Annotated in this window: 19 protein-coding genes; 9 read left to right on the top strand and 10 right to left on the bottom strand. The window is 57.7% G+C overall.

Annotated features, from left to right (window positions below; genetic code table 11):
- Positions 1 to 406: 406 nt before the first annotated feature.
- Positions 407 to 1,003 (bottom strand): protein-methionine-sulfoxide reductase heme-binding subunit MsrQ, encoded by a 597-nt coding sequence (gene msrQ, locus AKU79_RS02720; RefSeq protein ID WP_050522047.1) that lies wholly within the window; start codon positions 1,001 to 1,003, stop codon positions 407 to 409.
- Between the two features lie 3 nt (positions 1,004 to 1,006).
- Positions 1,007 to 1,927: a protein-methionine-sulfoxide reductase catalytic subunit MsrP gene (gene msrP / locus AKU79_RS02715; protein WP_050522046.1), complete on the bottom strand. Its 921-nt coding sequence runs from the start codon at positions 1,925 to 1,927 to the stop codon at positions 1,007 to 1,009.
- 179 nt (positions 1,928 to 2,106) lie between these two features.
- Here msrP and AKU79_RS02710 point away from each other — a divergent pair, with 179 nt between their 5' ends.
- The 3 genes from AKU79_RS02710 (at position 2,107) to AKU79_RS02700 (ending at position 4,270) form a co-directional block, all read left to right on the top strand.
- Complete coding sequence (locus AKU79_RS02710) at positions 2,107 to 2,544, top strand: DUF302 domain-containing protein (protein WP_050522045.1); 438 nt, start codon at positions 2,107 to 2,109, stop codon at positions 2,542 to 2,544.
- 177 nt (positions 2,545 to 2,721) lie between these two features.
- Complete coding sequence (locus tag AKU79_RS02705; RefSeq protein WP_050522044.1) at positions 2,722 to 3,201, top strand: fasciclin domain-containing protein; 480 nt, start codon at positions 2,722 to 2,724, stop codon at positions 3,199 to 3,201.
- Positions 3,202 to 3,313: 112 nt separating this feature from the next.
- Complete coding sequence (locus AKU79_RS02700) at positions 3,314 to 4,270, top strand: D-2-hydroxyacid dehydrogenase family protein (RefSeq protein WP_050522043.1); 957 nt, start codon at positions 3,314 to 3,316, stop codon at positions 4,268 to 4,270.
- 25 nt (positions 4,271 to 4,295) lie between these two features.
- Here AKU79_RS02700 and AKU79_RS02695 read toward each other — a convergent pair whose 3' ends face one another.
- Positions 4,296 to 5,564, bottom strand: a complete 1,269-nt coding sequence (locus tag AKU79_RS02695) for a DNA polymerase IV (protein ID WP_050522042.1) — start codon at positions 5,562 to 5,564, stop codon at positions 4,296 to 4,298.
- A 250-nt stretch (positions 5,565 to 5,814) separates the two neighbouring features.
- Here AKU79_RS02695 and AKU79_RS19165 point away from each other — a divergent pair, with 250 nt between their 5' ends.
- Genes AKU79_RS19165 through AKU79_RS02680 form a run of 3 tightly spaced genes read left to right on the top strand, consistent with a single transcriptional unit; the run spans position 5,815 to position 7,724 of the window.
- On the top strand, positions 5,815 to 6,906 hold the full coding sequence (locus AKU79_RS19165) for a hypothetical protein (protein WP_156209410.1): 1,092 nt from the start codon (positions 5,815 to 5,817) through the stop codon (positions 6,904 to 6,906).
- The gene (locus tag AKU79_RS02685; RefSeq protein ID WP_082223900.1) at positions 6,903 to 7,241 is read left to right on the top strand and encodes an STAS-like domain-containing protein; all 339 of its coding nucleotides are present in this window, start codon (positions 6,903 to 6,905) and stop codon (positions 7,239 to 7,241) included. The genes AKU79_RS19165 and AKU79_RS02685 overlap by 4 nt, the downstream gene beginning before the upstream one ends.
- A gap of 3 nt (positions 7,242 to 7,244) precedes the next feature.
- Positions 7,245 to 7,724 carry a hypothetical protein gene (locus AKU79_RS02680; RefSeq protein WP_050522040.1) on the top strand — a complete coding sequence of 160 codons (480 nt, stop codon included), beginning with the start codon at positions 7,245 to 7,247 and terminating at the stop codon, positions 7,722 to 7,724.
- An 11-nt stretch (positions 7,725 to 7,735) separates the two neighbouring features.
- Here the strand turns inward: AKU79_RS02680 and AKU79_RS02675 are convergent, their stop codons facing one another.
- Positions 7,736 to 8,554, bottom strand: a complete 819-nt coding sequence (locus tag AKU79_RS02675) for a ParB/RepB/Spo0J family partition protein (protein WP_197087197.1) — start codon at positions 8,552 to 8,554, stop codon at positions 7,736 to 7,738.
- A 71-nt stretch (positions 8,555 to 8,625) separates the two neighbouring features.
- On the opposite strand from AKU79_RS02675, the gene AKU79_RS02670 reads away from it, so the two are divergent.
- Complete coding sequence (locus AKU79_RS02670; protein WP_050522058.1) at positions 8,626 to 9,507, top strand: SPFH domain-containing protein; 882 nt, start codon at positions 8,626 to 8,628, stop codon at positions 9,505 to 9,507.
- Positions 9,504 to 9,779, top strand: coding sequence for an NfeD family protein (locus AKU79_RS02665; protein WP_050522038.1), 276 nt, complete (start codon positions 9,504 to 9,506; stop codon positions 9,777 to 9,779). Before AKU79_RS02670 ends, AKU79_RS02665 begins: the two co-directional genes overlap by 4 nt.
- A 12-nt stretch (positions 9,780 to 9,791) precedes the next feature.
- Here the strand turns inward: AKU79_RS02665 and AKU79_RS02660 are convergent, their stop codons facing one another.
- The 4 genes from AKU79_RS02660 to trxA all read right to left on the bottom strand — a co-directional run bounded on the left by AKU79_RS02660 (position 9,792) and on the right by trxA (position 12,089).
- Entirely contained in the window at positions 9,792 to 10,235 is a 444-nt protein-coding gene (locus AKU79_RS02660; RefSeq protein ID WP_050522037.1) for a TspO/MBR family protein, read from the bottom strand.
- A gap of 74 nt (positions 10,236 to 10,309) precedes the next feature.
- Positions 10,310 to 10,501, bottom strand: coding sequence for a Trm112 family protein (locus tag AKU79_RS02655; protein ID WP_050522036.1), 192 nt, complete (start codon positions 10,499 to 10,501; stop codon positions 10,310 to 10,312).
- Positions 10,498 to 11,151 carry an LON peptidase substrate-binding domain-containing protein gene (locus tag AKU79_RS02650; protein WP_050522035.1) on the bottom strand — a complete coding sequence of 218 codons (654 nt, stop codon included), beginning with the start codon at positions 11,149 to 11,151 and terminating at the stop codon, positions 10,498 to 10,500. The genes AKU79_RS02655 and AKU79_RS02650 overlap by 4 nt, the downstream gene beginning before the upstream one ends.
- A gap of 26 nt (positions 11,152 to 11,177) precedes the next feature.
- Positions 11,178 to 12,089 carry a thioredoxin gene (gene trxA, locus AKU79_RS02645; protein WP_082223899.1) on the bottom strand — a complete coding sequence of 304 codons (912 nt, stop codon included), beginning with the start codon at positions 12,087 to 12,089 and terminating at the stop codon, positions 11,178 to 11,180.
- 143 nt (positions 12,090 to 12,232) lie between these two features.
- Here trxA and AKU79_RS02640 point away from each other — a divergent pair, with 143 nt between their 5' ends.
- Positions 12,233 to 12,868 carry an SGNH/GDSL hydrolase family protein gene (locus tag AKU79_RS02640; protein WP_050522056.1) on the top strand — a complete coding sequence of 212 codons (636 nt, stop codon included), beginning with the start codon at positions 12,233 to 12,235 and terminating at the stop codon, positions 12,866 to 12,868.
- A gap of 12 nt (positions 12,869 to 12,880) precedes the next feature.
- Here AKU79_RS02640 and AKU79_RS02635 read toward each other — a convergent pair whose 3' ends face one another.
- Together AKU79_RS02635 and AKU79_RS02630 are read right to left on the bottom strand one after the other, a co-directional pair.
- Positions 12,881 to 13,684, bottom strand: a complete 804-nt coding sequence (locus AKU79_RS02635) for a 3'(2'),5'-bisphosphate nucleotidase CysQ (RefSeq protein ID WP_231580084.1) — start codon at positions 13,682 to 13,684, stop codon at positions 12,881 to 12,883.
- On the bottom strand, positions 13,671 to 15,014 hold the full coding sequence (locus AKU79_RS02630; RefSeq protein WP_050522034.1) for a TldD/PmbA family protein: 1,344 nt from the start codon (positions 15,012 to 15,014) through the stop codon (positions 13,671 to 13,673). The genes AKU79_RS02635 and AKU79_RS02630 overlap by 14 nt, the downstream gene beginning before the upstream one ends.
- Positions 15,015 to 15,149 lie beyond the last annotated feature (135 nt).

Genomic DNA, 15,149 nt, shown 5'->3' with positions numbered 1-15,149 from the left:
CTACTAGGCCGATATGCGTCGGTTAAACATCGAAACGTCCAAACCGCCCACATATCTCTTCAGATACTATCAATTTCAAAGAGCAGAAGACAAAAACAACTGACCGCGCTAAATCTTAGCGCAACCAACCGCCGTATCTCCAAGTATTTCCTGAACCCTTCCAGCCCATCGCCGCTACGTCCCGATCGTTTCCAACCGTCTTCGTTTCGGTAAGCCAGCTTTTAGGTACATCAATCAAAACCCGCAAGAGGAAAAAGACAGAAAGATGACACTTTCTTTTCCCTTACCAAATATTGCGAAACTTCATCGTACTTGCGCAATTTATGGTACGATTTTGGACGCATGCTTGGCAAAAGTAACCTTCGACTTTGATGGGCCTCCGAATCCTGGCCGGAATAACGGTGAATCACCGCGCCGAACGGGGAATCAATCGGGTCATGACAAGGAAAATCATCAAAATCAGGTAGATAATCGGCTCCGGCGGCCAGGCTTTGACCAACCAAAGGTAATGAACAGCCCCCGCAATCGCCGCAAAATAGGTTAGCCGATGTAGGTTTTGCCATGTTTTCGGGCCAAGTTTCCGGATTGAGGCGTTGTTCGATGTCACTGCCAAGGGGATCATCACGGCAAAACCCGCCATCCCCGCCATAATATAGGGACGCTTGATGAGATCGGCCCAAATCTCGGCCCATCGGAACTGCAAGTCGAGGGTAACCCATACAACCAGATGCAACACTATATAGAAGAAGGCCAACAGCCCGAGTGCACGGCGATAGCGGATCAGGTTGATCGCCGTTAACCGCCGCAACGGCGTTACCAGCATAACGGCAACCATCAGCTGCAACCCCCACTTGCCCAGCTGATGCTCCAAGGCCTTAACAGGGTCGGCCCCCAGCCCACCGTTCACTGCCAGCCAAACCAGCCATAATAAGGGCAACGCCCCCACTATATATATAGCAAGGGGCGGCACCCGACGCAGGGCATTGTTCAAGGTTTGCACCACGGCTTAATAATCCTTGGCCAAATCCTGGCCCGAATATAGCTGGGCCACCTGATCACCATAGCCGTTGAACATCTGGGTATCGACGCGGCTGTCAAACAAGCCACCACCTATCCGCCGCTCGGATGCCTGTGACCAGCGCGGGTGATCGACCTGCGGATTCACGTTGCTGTAAAATCCGTATTCGCGCGGGTTGATCATGTTCCAACTGGTCGCGGGCATCGTGTCGGTCAGCGTGATCCGTACAACCGACTTGATCGACTTGAAGCCGTATTTCCACGGTACGACCAATCGAATGGGCGCGCCGCTTTGGTTTGGCAGCGCCTCGCCATAAATCCCGGTCGCCAAAATCGTCAGCGGGTGCATTGCCTCATCCAGCCGCAAGCCTTCGCGGTATGGCCAGTCAATAATACTGCTTTGCTGCCCCGGCATCTGTTCGGGACGGACCACGGTTTCAAAAGCCACAAACTTGGCGCCCGATTGCACGCCCACGCGGTTCAGCAATGTCGCCAGCTCAAACCCGTTCCAAGGGATCACCATCGACCAAGCCTCGACACAACGGAACCGGTAAATCCGTTCTTCCAACGTCACCCCAGCCAGAATATCGGCAAGGTCATAGTCGCCGGGTTTATCGACCATCCCGTCGATCTTGATTGACCAAGGCTGTGGCTTAAATGCGGCCGAGTTGTTTGCCGGATCTTCCTTGCCTGTGCCAAATTCATAAAAGTTATTGTAAGTCGTAATCTCTTTTAGCGTGTTCGGCTTGGCATCAGTCGAGAATGCGCTTGGCACGGTCTCAATCGACGCCCGCGCCGCGCCAGCCACCATCACAGCGCCAGCACCCGCCAACAAACTGCGCCGGTTGATCCACTGCGCCTTTGGCGTCACATCCGACCATTTCAGATTGCCATAAAACCCATTCTTCATGTTGCGTGCCCTTGTTTCCTGATCTCGTGTCAAGATAGCCGAACTTTTTAAGAAATCACCTAAACTTGTCTCACATTCCCGACACAGGGTTGAAACATGGCCGCGCCACCCGCGCCCTTGCAATATACATATTCAATCGACAGAATGCGAAAGACTGCAAACCACACCGGAGGATGACAATGTATAGATATATAGCCCTCGCCTTTGCCCTTGTTGCTACCAACGCCACAGCGCAAGAGTTTACAAACCACACCACAGACGAACCATTCGAGGATGTGAGCTTTGCGATTGAAAGCGCGATCCTTGCCAAAGGGCTGGTGATCGACCACGTTTCCCATACCGGCGATATGCTGGAACGCACCCGCGCTGATGTTGGCAGCGATAAAGTGCTGTTCCTTGGCGCCGATGTTTACGAATTCTGCTCGGCCACTGTCAGCCGTCAGGTGATGGAGGCCGATCCCCTGAACTTTAACTACTGCCCCTATGCCATCCGCATCTATGAACAACCGGAAACCGCAGGCACCGTCACTGTCAGCCATCAAACCTATACTGGCACGATGGAACCCGTGAACGAATTGCTGGAAAGCATTGTAAGTGACGCTTTGGGCCTGAATTAATACTTTTTCTAGTCACATTGAGTTTACTGGAAATCCTAAGCCGCCCTTGCTTAGCGCAGGCGGCTTTGTCGTCGAGCCCGGCCCACGCGATTTTGACCCTGATCCAATCAGTGCGCCCAACCGTTTCCCCTATGCCAAGCCATTTTGGCATTGAACCAAATCTAAGGGAGACGACCAATGATCCGCAGAACTTTTATCGCCCTCACCGCTGCTGCCTCGCTGATGTCTACGGCTGCCTTTGCCGCCGACAAGGATATCGTTGATACCGCAGTAGGCGCGGGCAGCTTTACCACGCTTGTCGCAGCCGTGCAGGCCGCAGGCCTTGTTGACACGCTGAAAGGCCCAGGCCCCTTCACAGTGTTCGCACCAACGGATGAGGCATTTGCCGCCTTGCCCGCAGGCACAGTCGAGGACCTGCTCAAGCCCGAGAACAAGGACAAGCTTGTCTCGATTCTGACCTATCATGTTGTCTCTGGCAAAGTGATGTCGACAGATTTGACCGAAGGCATGATGGCCCCGACTGTCCAAGGCGGTGAAATCACCATCACGCTGGATGGCGGCGCAAAGGTAAACGGCGCGAACATCACCACCGCCGATATCGAGGCCTCGAATGGCGTGATCCATGTGATCGACAAGGTTCTGATGCCATCCATGTAAGTGCCGGCTTGGCACCAAATTCGGCCCGCCATTTGTTTGGCGGGCCGTTTGCATATGCTTGACAGACTGCCTTACCGCCCGCCACATACCCGCAACAATCGGGGGGCCGCTTATGAAAATCGCTATACTTGACGACTATACCAATTCTGCGGCGGCTTTGGCAGATTGGTCAGGGCTTGGCGAAATCACGGTATACAATGATACTCTTGCCGATCCCGCTGCCTTGATCGCGCGTTTGCAACCCTATGAGGCGATTTGCGTGATGCGTGAACGCACCCCCCTTCCCGCGGCGTTGTTGCACGCCTTGCCCAATTTGCGGCTGGTCGTCACCACCGGCCCCCGCAACGCAAGCATTGATCTTGCTGCCGCCAAAGCGTGCGGCATTACTGTTTGCGGCACCGAGTCCCGCAAAACCACCACGTCCGAGCTGGCCGTCCTAATGATGCTTGCCCTCAACCGCCGCTTGCTGCCCGAGGTAACAAGCCTGAATGCAGGTGGCTGGCAAACCGGCCTTGGTCGCGATCTGGCAGGTTTGCGGCTGGGGCTGGTAGGCCTTGGAAACATCGGCGCACAGATGGCCGCATTCGGCCGCGCCTTTGGAATGGAGGTCAGCGCCTGGTCCAGCAACCTGACCGATACGTGTTGTTCTGATTTGGGCGTCACCCGCGCGGCCAGTTTGCCCGAGTTGATGGCGGTTTCGGACGTGGTATCGGTTCACCTTGTGCTGTCGGACCGTACGCGCGGATTGATCGACGCCGCCGCCTTTGCCGCAATGAAGCCGGGGGCGGTTTTCCTGAACACTTCGCGCGCGCCAATCCATGATGCCGCAGCGCTGATCGCCGGCCTGCATCGTGGTCATCCCGCGAAGGCCGGCATAGATGTGTTTGACACCGAGCCTTTACCGGCGGAAGACCCCATTCACGATACGGCGCTAATCTCGTCCGGGCGTCTGCTGCTTACACCGCATCTTGGCTATACAACCGAGGCGACGTTCCGGCTGTTTTACCAGCAAACGGTTGAGGCCTTGCGCGCGTTTCAATCCGGCGCGCCCATCCGCGTGCTCGCGTGATATCGTCAAACGCATGCTATCCGCTTTAGCGTAGCGCGCGGCCTTTGATGATCGCGTCATGGCCAAACTTGGCGCGAATTTTATCCGTCGCCGCCTCGGCCGCGGCGCGTTTGCCTGCATCGGGGTCCAGCAAATCGCCGGTTGTATCGGCCGCAGACGCGGGCCCCAGATCGGCAATCCCAACCCCGATCAGCCGAAACGGCCCCTCGTCCTTATAGGCCGCCAGCAAGGCCTCGGCCTCGCGGTAAATCCGGTCGCAGGTTTGGGTGGGCGAAGACAGGCTGTGGCGGCGCGTGACCGAAGCAAACGCCGCCGATTTCAGTTTTAGCGTCACCGTCCGCCCCGCCATATCTCGTGCCTTGGCCCGATCTGAAACCTGCTCGGCCAGCCGCCAGAGATGGCCTTTCAGCAGCTCTCGGTCGGCGATGTCTTCGTTGAAGGTGGTCTCTTTGGAAATGGATTTCATCGGCTCGTCGCGGCTGACCCGCCGCGCATCCTGACCGCGTGAAAGGTGCCACAAACGGTCGCCCATGCTGCCAAAACGGGCCGAGAGATCCACCCTATCCCAGCGCTTCAGGTCGGCAATGGTCCGGATTCCTGCCTTTTCCAGCGCAGCACGTGAGGCGGCGCCGACGCCCCAGATAATCGACACCGATTTCGGCTCAAGGAACGCTTCGGTCTCGGCCTTTCCGATCACCGAAAAGCCGCGCGGTTTATCAAGGTCGGACGCGATTTTGGCGAGGAACTTGTTGTGTGACAGCCCGATTGATCCGGTGATGCCCAGTTTTTCCTCCATATCTTTGACCAGCCTGGCCAACAAAACGGCCGGCGGCGCGCCGTGGAGGCGGGCGGTGCCGGTCAGGTCCAGAAAAGCCTCATCCAAAGAGAGCGGCTCGATCGCAGGGGTCAGGGCCTCCATCATCGCGCGGATTTCGCGGGAAACGGCCACATAGACCGCCATTCTGGGCTTCACGACCACGGCCTCGGGGCAGAGTTTGAGGGCCTGAAACATCGGCATGGCCGAGCGGACCCCTTTGATGCGGGCAATATAGCAGCAGGTGGAAACGACCCCCCTCGTCCCGCCGCCTACGATGAGGGGGAGGTCGCGATATTCGGGGTGGTCGCGTTTTTCAACGCTGGCGTAAAAGGCATCACAATCCATGTGGGCGATGGAAAGGGCTGAAAGCTCGGGGTGGGAGAGGATGCGAGGTGAGCGGCAGGTCGGGCATCTTTTCGGGGCCGGGCCGGGGCCGGGTGTGAAAATACTAAGACAGGCGCGGCAGAGGCTGGGCATGGGGCGAGTATATCAGGGCGCGCGAGGGCCGAAAACGCCCCAGATGCCCGCGCGCGGACATTTTTATAAGATATTGATATGTATGGGTTTTGGTATTTTTGTTAACCGGATTTTAATGCGTACGCGGGGAGAGGGTGGATGCAGGGACACATATAATTTTAAATCTAGCACCAAAAGTTGAAATTGAACTCCCAAATCAGTGATGTTAGCGTCTTTACTTTACCATACAGAGCAAGAATAGGATTACCGGTTGAAATTCTTTCCACGGATTATTTTGCTCAAAGATTCACATCGCGCCCATAAAACGCATAAGAAAACTATCCGTCGGAGAAATCGCACTACAGCAGAAAAGCGCCTCAAATGGCACGAAAAGCGCATCGTGCCACCCAAGATATTTAGTTTCTCGGAAAATTATAGTGAAACCGTTTCCTGCTTAAAGGAACTAAAACGCTCTGCATTGCGACCCCAGAAAGACAAGATACGAACCTTTTTGGACTTTGAACCAATAAAACATATTTCAGTTGCTGGCGCGTTAGTGCTTGCGGCAGAAATTGATCGTTGGCGCCGCATAAAGCGGACGAACCTACGCTTGCGCAACACCGACAGATGGAATCCTAGCGTTAAGAGGATCCTTTGCGATCTGGGCTTTTTCGGTCTTCTTAATGTAAACGTTAGCTTCGAAGTACCAGAAGAAGGTCGGAATGATCATATTACCGTGATCCCCTTTATTTCATCAAGCTCAGTTCAAGGTGAACTTTTTGGCGAAATAAGGAACTACATGCACAAAATCGCCGAGGTGTTTAGCCAAGACCCGTCAATTTACGGAGCATTAACTGAAGCGGCCTACAATTCAGTTCTACACGCTTACCCAAAAGGCCATAAATTTGAATATCCCATTGCGGGCAAGCGTTGGTGGGCCACTTGCAGCTATAACCCAAAGGACGACGCCGTGAAGTTTCTTGTTTATGATCAAGGTGTTGGAATTCCAGAAACGCTGCCTCGCTGGAAGCATTGGGAAAAAGTAAGAGAAAAAATTCAGGCTGTTCCGCTGGTCGGGCCCGCCATCAGCCAAGCATTGAACGACCATTCTAGAATAATCGAAGCTGCTATCGACGTATCACGAACATCTATGAGTGGCGGGCACGGCAAAGGTCTAAAGGATGTGGTAACGCCTGTTGATCTCATTACGGGTGCGAAAGTCCGCCTATTGAGTGCAAACGGTTCAGTGCTATATTCTGATGGTAAGTGCATCGAAAGACGCGACGAGATGCTACATATCGGTGGCACGTTGATTGAATGGACGATCCCTGCGGGCAAGGCACTAGAAGAGGTAGAATCATGACTGATATTATCAATATCGCCATAGACTTTACGAAGTTTCCTGGTGGAAGATACCCTCAGGATGGTGAAGGCAACGGAACATCCTTCCGTGAGAAATTTCTTTTGCCCGTTTTGAAGGCAAATAAAACCGCAGAGGTGATCCTCGATGGTGCGTTAGGTTACCCGTCTTCCTTCCTTGAAGAAGCGTTCGGTGGGCTGGTTAGAACTGATGGATATAGCCCGGAAAAAGTTTTGGCAACGTTTACCTTTATCGCGAAACAGCCGGGCTTTCAGCGATTTGTTAAGCTAATTGAATCATATGTGCGAGGCGCGGTAGTGACGCCAAGTGTAGCATAATCTGTGGCTGACTATTCAGCCCTCTTGGCCGCTTTCATTGGAGCCAGTTCTGCAATTGGTGCAAATTTTTTGCACCATTTTTTTAATCGCATCGTTGCCAACGGTGAAAGAAAAGAAAGTCAGCGGGATTCTGATCTAAAACGCATTGAAAACGTTGTTGAAGAAACCCGCGCACTTGCAGTTGAATATTGGTCGCTTCCCGGTGAAGGCCTAGACCAAGAGAAGCGCGTCGCTGCTATCAATGGTCGAATGGGATTCTTGTTTGGAATTGTAGAGGCCCTTTTTGGGAACGATCCCATACAAAGCGATTATGTTGGGAACTATCTCACTAACTTCCATGAGGCTTGCACATCCGGAGACTACCAAGTTCGATCACGGCTTCCGGACACGCCTAGAATTTCCGAGATTGAAGTGAAAGCATTTCAATTTCTGCATTCCGCAGAAAAATGCCGCAGACAGCTTAAGCGCGCATGGTTGGGATGAAGTAATCTCCCTCACCCAAACACCCGCTCCACTTCGTCCATCACCAGCTCCATCAGCATCCCCGAAGCCTCGGGCCCAGTAAAGCGCAAGACCCAGCCGTCCCTCGTCATTTCCCTGCGCACCACCACGCCGCGGGTGGGGCGGAGGACGCGGCGGGGGTGGCCGGGGCGGTGTTGGGTGGGGTCGTTCAGGGAGTGCTCGGCCTCTGTCAGAACGGGGAGGAGGGTTTGCCATTGGCTCTCGGGTGTGTTGGCCGAGGAGTGTTCGAGCGTGGTGACGATCAGGTCGGTGAAATCGGCGCGCAGGGCGGCTGCGAGGCGGAGAAGTTGACGTTCGGACAGGTGCTCGGGCGCGGATAGCAGGCCGTCGAGTACCTCGACCACCGCAGCGATATGGCGCAGGCGATGGGATTTTTGGCGCGTGGCGTGGGGGTAGAGCGCGCGGGTCGCGGCGTCGAGCGTGTCAAAATCACCGGAATCGCGCAGGGCCACGATGATGCGGGCGCGCTCCCACGGGCTTGGGTTATGGCGGATGTCATTTTCCTCGACCATCGCGGCCAGAGCGGCGGTGAGGGTTTCGGGGGTGCGGATGAAGGCGGCGATTTCGGGCGTGGTGCCGCGCAGCTGTGCGAGGTTGGTAACGGCGGTCAGGCGGCGCAGGCCGGAGATGAGGGCGTAGCCGCTGGCGGTTGCAAAGACCTCGATAGGCATGCGCAGGCCGTTTTGGGCAATCGAGGCCTGAAGTTCGGCAAGCGCCTCGGGGTTCAGGCCGGTGCGGTCACGCGGTAGGGCGGTGGCGTCGATTGCGGAAACGGGCAGGGTTTGGAGCATCTCGGGCCTCTTGCGTGGGGGGCCGATAGCGGCCATGAATGGAGCAGGTGATTTTCAGAGGGTTTTTCACGATGGATATTGAGCAGTTGATTGGTGGGAATGCGGTTTACCTTGCGGTCGCTGTGTTCATCATCATTTGCATTTTTCTGGGCGTGCGGATTGTGCCGCAATCGGAAAAGCATGTGGTCGAGCGCTTTGGCCGTTTGCGGGCGGTGCTGGGGCCGGGGATCAACTTTGTGGTGCCGTTTCTGGATAAGGTGGCGCATAAGATTTCCATTCTAGAGCGGCAGTTGCCGACGGCGTTGCAGGACGCGATTACGACGGACAACGTGTTGGTAAAGGTAGAGACGAGCGTGTTTTACCGCATTATCGAGCCGGAAAAGACGGTGTACCGGATCCGTGATGTGGATGCGGCGATTGCGACGACGGTGGCCGGGATTGTGCGGTCCGAGATTGGCAAGATGGAGCTGGACCAGGTGCAGTCGAACCGGACGGGGCTGACAGCGCAAATCCGCGAGCAGGTGCGCGCGATGGTGGATGACTGGGGGATCGAGGTGACGCGGGCCGAGTTGCTGGATGTTAATCTGGACGAGGCTACGCGGGCGGCGATGTTGCAGCAGCTGAATGCCGAACGGGCGCGGCGGGCGCAAGTGACCGAGGCCGAGGGCAAGAAGCGCTCGGTCGAGTTGAACGCCGATGCCGAGTTGTACGCGGCCCAGCGCGAGGCCGAGCAGCGCCGTGTTTTGGCAGATGCCGAGGCCTATGCGACAGGTGTGATTGCCGAGGCGATCAAGCAGAACGGGCTGGAGGCAGCGCAGTATCAGGTGGCGTTGAAGCAGGTCGAGGCGTTGGCCGCTGTGGGCAAAGGGCCGGGCAAGCAGATGATTATCGTGCCGGCGCAGGCGTTGGATGCCTTTGGTGATGCGTTCAAGATGTTGAAGGGCAAAGCATGAGCTGGTTTGGGCTTTGGTGGGTTTGGATCGTACTGGGCTTTGCGCTGGGGGTGCTAGAGGTTCTGGCCCCCGGTTACATCTTTCTTGGCTTTGCGATGGGCGCGGTGGCGACAGGCGTGTTGGTGGGCATTGGCCTGCTGGGAACCACGCTGCCCGCGACTTTGCTGGTGTTTGCGCTGGCCTCGCTTGCTGCATGGTTTGCCACGCGCAAGCTGCTGGGCACGCAGGCCAGCAAGCCCAAGATCTGGGACCGCGACATCAATGACAATTAGGGGCCCGCGCCCCTAATTCAGCACCACGATGGCAGCGTTAAGCGCGGTGGCAAGGCTGACCCATGCCAGATAGGGCAGGAACAACAGGGCCGACAAACGGTCACTACGCCAGTCGCGCAGAATGAATGCCGCGATCAGCGCCCACATGATGATAATCACCAGCAGCCCCGCCAACGGCAGTTGCAGCCCGAAAAACACCGGCGACCAGATAAAGTTCAGCGCCATTTGCGCCCACCACAACCGCGTGGCCCCGCCATGCAGCCATTTGCGTGCGCCAACCCAGCCGATCAGCACATAAAGCGTGGTCCACATCGGGCCGAACACCCAGTTTGGCGGGGTGAACCAAGGCTTTGCCAGCCCCGCATACCATGCGCCCGGCAAGGTTATCACCCCGATGCCACCGCCAATCACCACAACGCCAATGACGAACGCCGCATAAACGAAAATATTGCGCATGAATGCCCCTTGCTTTGCCAAACTCTGCACAGCCTGTAACGCTGCGGGCTTTGCTGTCTGTGACGGGTCGTCCCTTAGTCCAGCGCGCGGGCCTCGGAGACCAGCAAAATCGGGATACCGTTGCGGATTGGAAAGGCCATTTTTGCGGCCTTGGAAATCAGCTCTTTTGCCTCGGCGTCATAGGACAGCGTTGTTTGCGTCATCGGGCAAACCAGCGCCTCTAGCATCCGGCGATCAATTTCAGAATGTGCAGGCGCGTCCGTCATTGTATTGTCTCCTCACTTGACCCGCCACGCAGGGCAAATTCGATCAGGGTTACCATGGTTTCGCGCCGCGTTATCAGCGTTGGCGCCTCTAGCAGCGCTTGCTTATCCTCGGGCGAGAACGGGCAGAGCATAGACAGCGAGTTTATCAGCAGTTCCTCGTCTGCCCCGGACAGGCTGTCCCAATCGGTTGACAGGTCAAGCGAGGCAAAAAACCGTTGCAACAGATCCAGAAACCCGGCGCGGTCAAAGCTGTTGTCATGCTCGGTGCCACCTTGATCGCGGTCAAAGCCGTGCCAATCGACCCGCGCGCGGCGATAGGGGGCAAAACCCGCCACCTCGCTGCGCAGACGAAAGCGCGATACACCCGAAAGCGTTAACATATAGCGCCCGTCTTCTGTTTCGGAAAAGCCCGTCAAACGGCCCGCGCAGCCGATGCTGTGCAGCTTGGGCGTGGCGCTTGCATGGCTTGCAGGCACCTCGCGCGGTTGGATCATCCCGATCAGCCGTTCGGGAGTTTTCATGCAATCCTCGACCATCTGCAGATAGCGCGGCTCAAAGATATGCAGGGGCAACCGCGCCCGGGGCAACAGCAGCGCACCGGGCAGCGGAAAGATCGGAATAGTCTCTGGCAGGTCTGTGATATGTTTCATAGTCAGCAGTTAGGCCGGATTTTCCATTAGACAAATATCATCGACGAGAGTTTGCGGCGGCCTTTCAGCGCAATCGGGTCTTTGGGCGGAAGCGCGTCGAAAATGGTGAACAACTGGGCCTTGGCGGCGGCATCGTTCCAATCACGGTCGCGGCGGAACAGATCGAGCAAGGCATCCACCGCTTCTTCTACCTGGCCTGCGGCGTGCAATGCCTTTGCCAGATCAAACAGCGCTTGCAGGTTGGTGGGGTCGGCGGCCACGGCGGCGCGCAATTCGGTCACAGGGCCTGCGTTTTCGGCTTGATGGATCAGCGCGATTTGGGCGCGCACGGCCTCTATTTCCTGGGCGCCGGTGATTTTGGCAGGCACAGTGGCAAGCGCTGCCTCGGCCCCGGCCACCTGACCCAAGGCCAGATAAGCGCGCAGCAGGCCACCAAAGGCCGCCGGGTTTTCCGGTTCTTCCTCGACAATCGCGGCAAAGGTTTCCAAGGCGTCGGCAAACGCGCCTTCGGTTAGCATGGTTTCGGCGGCTTCGATCGCCTCGGCCAAGCCGCCATCGCCTGCCAAAGCGGCAACCTTTTCGACAAAGGCCTTTAGTTCGGATGCAGGCAGCGCACCTTGAAACCCGTCAACCGGCTTGCCTTGGTAAAAGGCGTAGACGGTGGGAATCGACTGGATGCGCAATTGCCCCGCGATATTAGGGCTTTCATCGACGTTGATCTTGACCATGCGCACACGGCCTTTGGCGGCCGTCACGGCGGCCTCTAGCGCTGGCCCAAGCTGTTTGCACGGGCCGCACCACGGTGCCCAGAAATCAACAATTACCGGCACATCTTTGCTGGCCTCAATGACATCGGCCATGAATGTGGCCTCTGTCCCGTCCTTGATCAAATCCGCCGCTGCCTTTGGGGCATCACCTTGTTCACCAAACATCAACATCGCATACCTCTTTCGCCAAATCTGTTGCCCCTTATATGCGCATTGGCAGGCAAAAGGCCAAGGGGCAATGCGTTCAGGTTGCGGGGGCTATGCAAAGCAATGCCGCCATAATACTCTGCAGCAGTGCAAAGCAGGAGCCCGTTATGCCGATTTTGATGAGTTTTGGCGACAGCAACACACATGGCACGCCGCCGATTACCGAACGCGGGGTCTATGCGCGTTATGATGCCGCCACGCGCTGGCCTACACGGGCCGCGGCGCAGCTTGGGCCGGATTGGGCACTGGTCGAAGAAGGGCTGCCCGGCCGCACCACCTGCTTTGATGACCCGATGATGGGCAGCCATATGAACGCGGTGACCGGCTTGCGCATTGCGCTGAATTCACACGGGCCGCTGAACTATATGACCCTGATGCTGGGCACAAATGACGTGAAAACCCGCTTTGGCGCCGCGCCCGCGCAAATCGTGGCAGGCATCGCAGGTTTGGTTGATATGGCGCTGTCACCTGAAATGGCGCAGCGGCATCCGGGGTTAAAGCTCTTGCTGATCGCGCCGCCTCCGGTGCAAGAGCTGGGGCCTTTGACGGCGGAATTCATCGGTGCCACGGATAAAAGCCGCGCCTTTGCGCCGTTGCTGCAAGCCTATGCAACAGCCCGCGGCGTTGGCTTTCTGGATGCTGGGCCAGTCTTGCAAACCAGCCCTATCGACGGCATTCATTTCAGCGCCCAAGGCCACGCCGCCCTTGCCAATGCGGTGGCCAACAGCTTGACCACCCTCTAATTTCATCTTGGTCTAAATACCTGAATCCCGCCCTTGGCGGCGCGCGACCAACGTGGAATGCAGCGCAGGCGCAGCCACAATCACCCCGTCACTGCGTGGGTCGGGTCTGTTGAACCGCAAACCGGCCCCGGCGCCATCACTGGCCACCGCCCCTGCCCGCGCGGCGATCAGGCTTCCTGCCGCGATGTCCCATTCCCATGTCGGGCGAAAGGCCAGCATCGCATCAAACCGCCCTTCGGCGACAAGGCACAGCCGATAGGCCAATGAGGGCCGAAAGTGGCGCGACATATCGGGCACGCCACCGGGCCAGTGGTTCAGCGCCATATTGGGTTTTGAGGTCAGGACCGTCGCCCCTGCCACATCAAACCGCGCGCTGGCCCGCATTGCTGTGCCGTTCATCCGCGCCTCGGATGTCGCATGGGCGCAATACATCCGGTTTTTCGCGGGCAGAAACACTGCAGCCGCAATCACCACCCCATCTTCTGCAATCGCCAAGGAATGGGCAAAGCTGTCTTGGCCATCAATAAACGCACGGGTGCCGTCAATCGGGTCGATGATAAAGCAGCGCTTGGTGGCAAGGCGGTCGGCACTGTCGGGCGTTTCTTCGGACAGCCAGCCGTAATTCGGGCGCGCTTTACGTAAATGCGTGCCCAGCATGGTGTTGACGGCCAAATCGGCCTCGGTCACCGGGCCTGCGCCATCGCCTTTGTCCCATGTCTGCGGGTCGCGTTTGAAATAGCGCAGGGCAATCGCCCCTGCCTCATGCGCGGCATCGACCAGCAGGTCCAGATCGGCGTTCAGGTCATGCACCGGCAAGCGTCAGCCCTTCGACCAGCAAGGATGGCACGCGCGTTGACATATGCATCCGCGCATCATTGCCCGGCACCATGCGCAGCAGCATGTCACGCAGATTGCCGGCGATGGTGATTTCATTCACCGCATAGGCAATTTCACCGTTTTCGACCCAAAAGCCCGATGCCCCGCGTGAATAATCGCCTGTCGTGGGGTTGATGGACGACCCGATCATCGAGGTGACCAGCAGCCCCGTGCCCATATCGGCAATCAGTTCTGCCCGCGACTTGGTGCCTTGGGTCAGATCGATATTCGACGTGCCGGGTGATGGCGGCGAGGATGTGCCGCGCGCCGCATTGGCTGTGCTGGGCATTCCCAGCTTGCGGCCGGTGGCAAGGTCCAGCACCCAACCGGTCAGAATGCCATCCTCAACAATCGCGCGGCGGGCGGTGGGCAGGCCTTCGCCGTCAAACAAGCGGCTGCCCGCAATGCGCACGCGGTGCGGGTCTTCGATCACCGACAATCCGCTGGGCAGGATTTGCTGGCCCAGTGCATCGCGCAACCAGCCCGAACCGCGCGCGATGGTTGACCCGTTGATCGCCCCCAGCAGATGCCCGATCAGGCCAGACGAAATGCGTTCATCATAAAGTACGGGGTATGAGCCGGTTTTCGGTTTGCGCGCGCCAACACGGTCTAACGCGCGGGCGGCGGCAAGCGCCCCTATTTCCTCGGCGCTTGGCAGATCAGAGGCGTAAATGCGGCCTTCGGCGGCCCAATCCCGTTCCATCCCTGTACCTGTGCCGGTAAAAGCCACCGCGGAAACCGAACGTGACGACCGCGCATAGCCACCCGCAAAGCCGTTGCTGGCGGCCATGTAAATCTGGCGGCGCGACTGGCTGGCGCTTGCCTCAACCTGCGTGATGCCTGCCACGGCCATTGCAGCAGCCTCGGCGCGGCGGGCGTCTGATTCAAGCTCGGACGCGCTGACCTCGGGCGACGGGTCGCAGAGGTCGAGCGTTGTCACATCGCGCATCTGCGCCAGTTGCGACGGGTCGGCCAGACCTGCATAGGGATCGGCCGGTGCCTCACGCGCCATAGCAACCGCGCGTTCGGCCACAGCGCGGATGGTGGCATCGGATGTATCCGACACCGAAACACAGGCTTGCCGTTGCCCGATCAGCACCCGCAAGCCCAGTTCGACCCCTTCGGACCGTTCGGCCTGTTCCAGCTGACCGGCGCGAATATCAATTCCGGTGGCGATACCATCAACGGCCAGCGCATCGGCAGCATCGGCGCCTGCCTGTTTGGCGGCAGTCAGCAAGGCGGTGGTCAGCGCTTCGAGCGAACGGGTCATAATGGCCTCCGTTTGGGGTTGCATCCGGCAGGTAATCTGCCCCGCCCGCCAAGGCAAGGCATTGCCTGTTTAAACGCCTGCATAGGGCAGTCTTTCAAGGCCGGAAAAACAAAGAGCGGCCCCAAAGCGTTTCGC

The sequence above is a fragment of the Pseudorhodobacter wandonensis genome, assembly GCF_001202035.1.
GTDB lineage: Bacteria > Pseudomonadota > Alphaproteobacteria > Rhodobacterales > Rhodobacteraceae > Pseudorhodobacter > Pseudorhodobacter wandonensis.
Note: the sequence above shows the minus strand (reverse complement) of the source record. Positions and strands in the feature narration are given on the sequence as shown.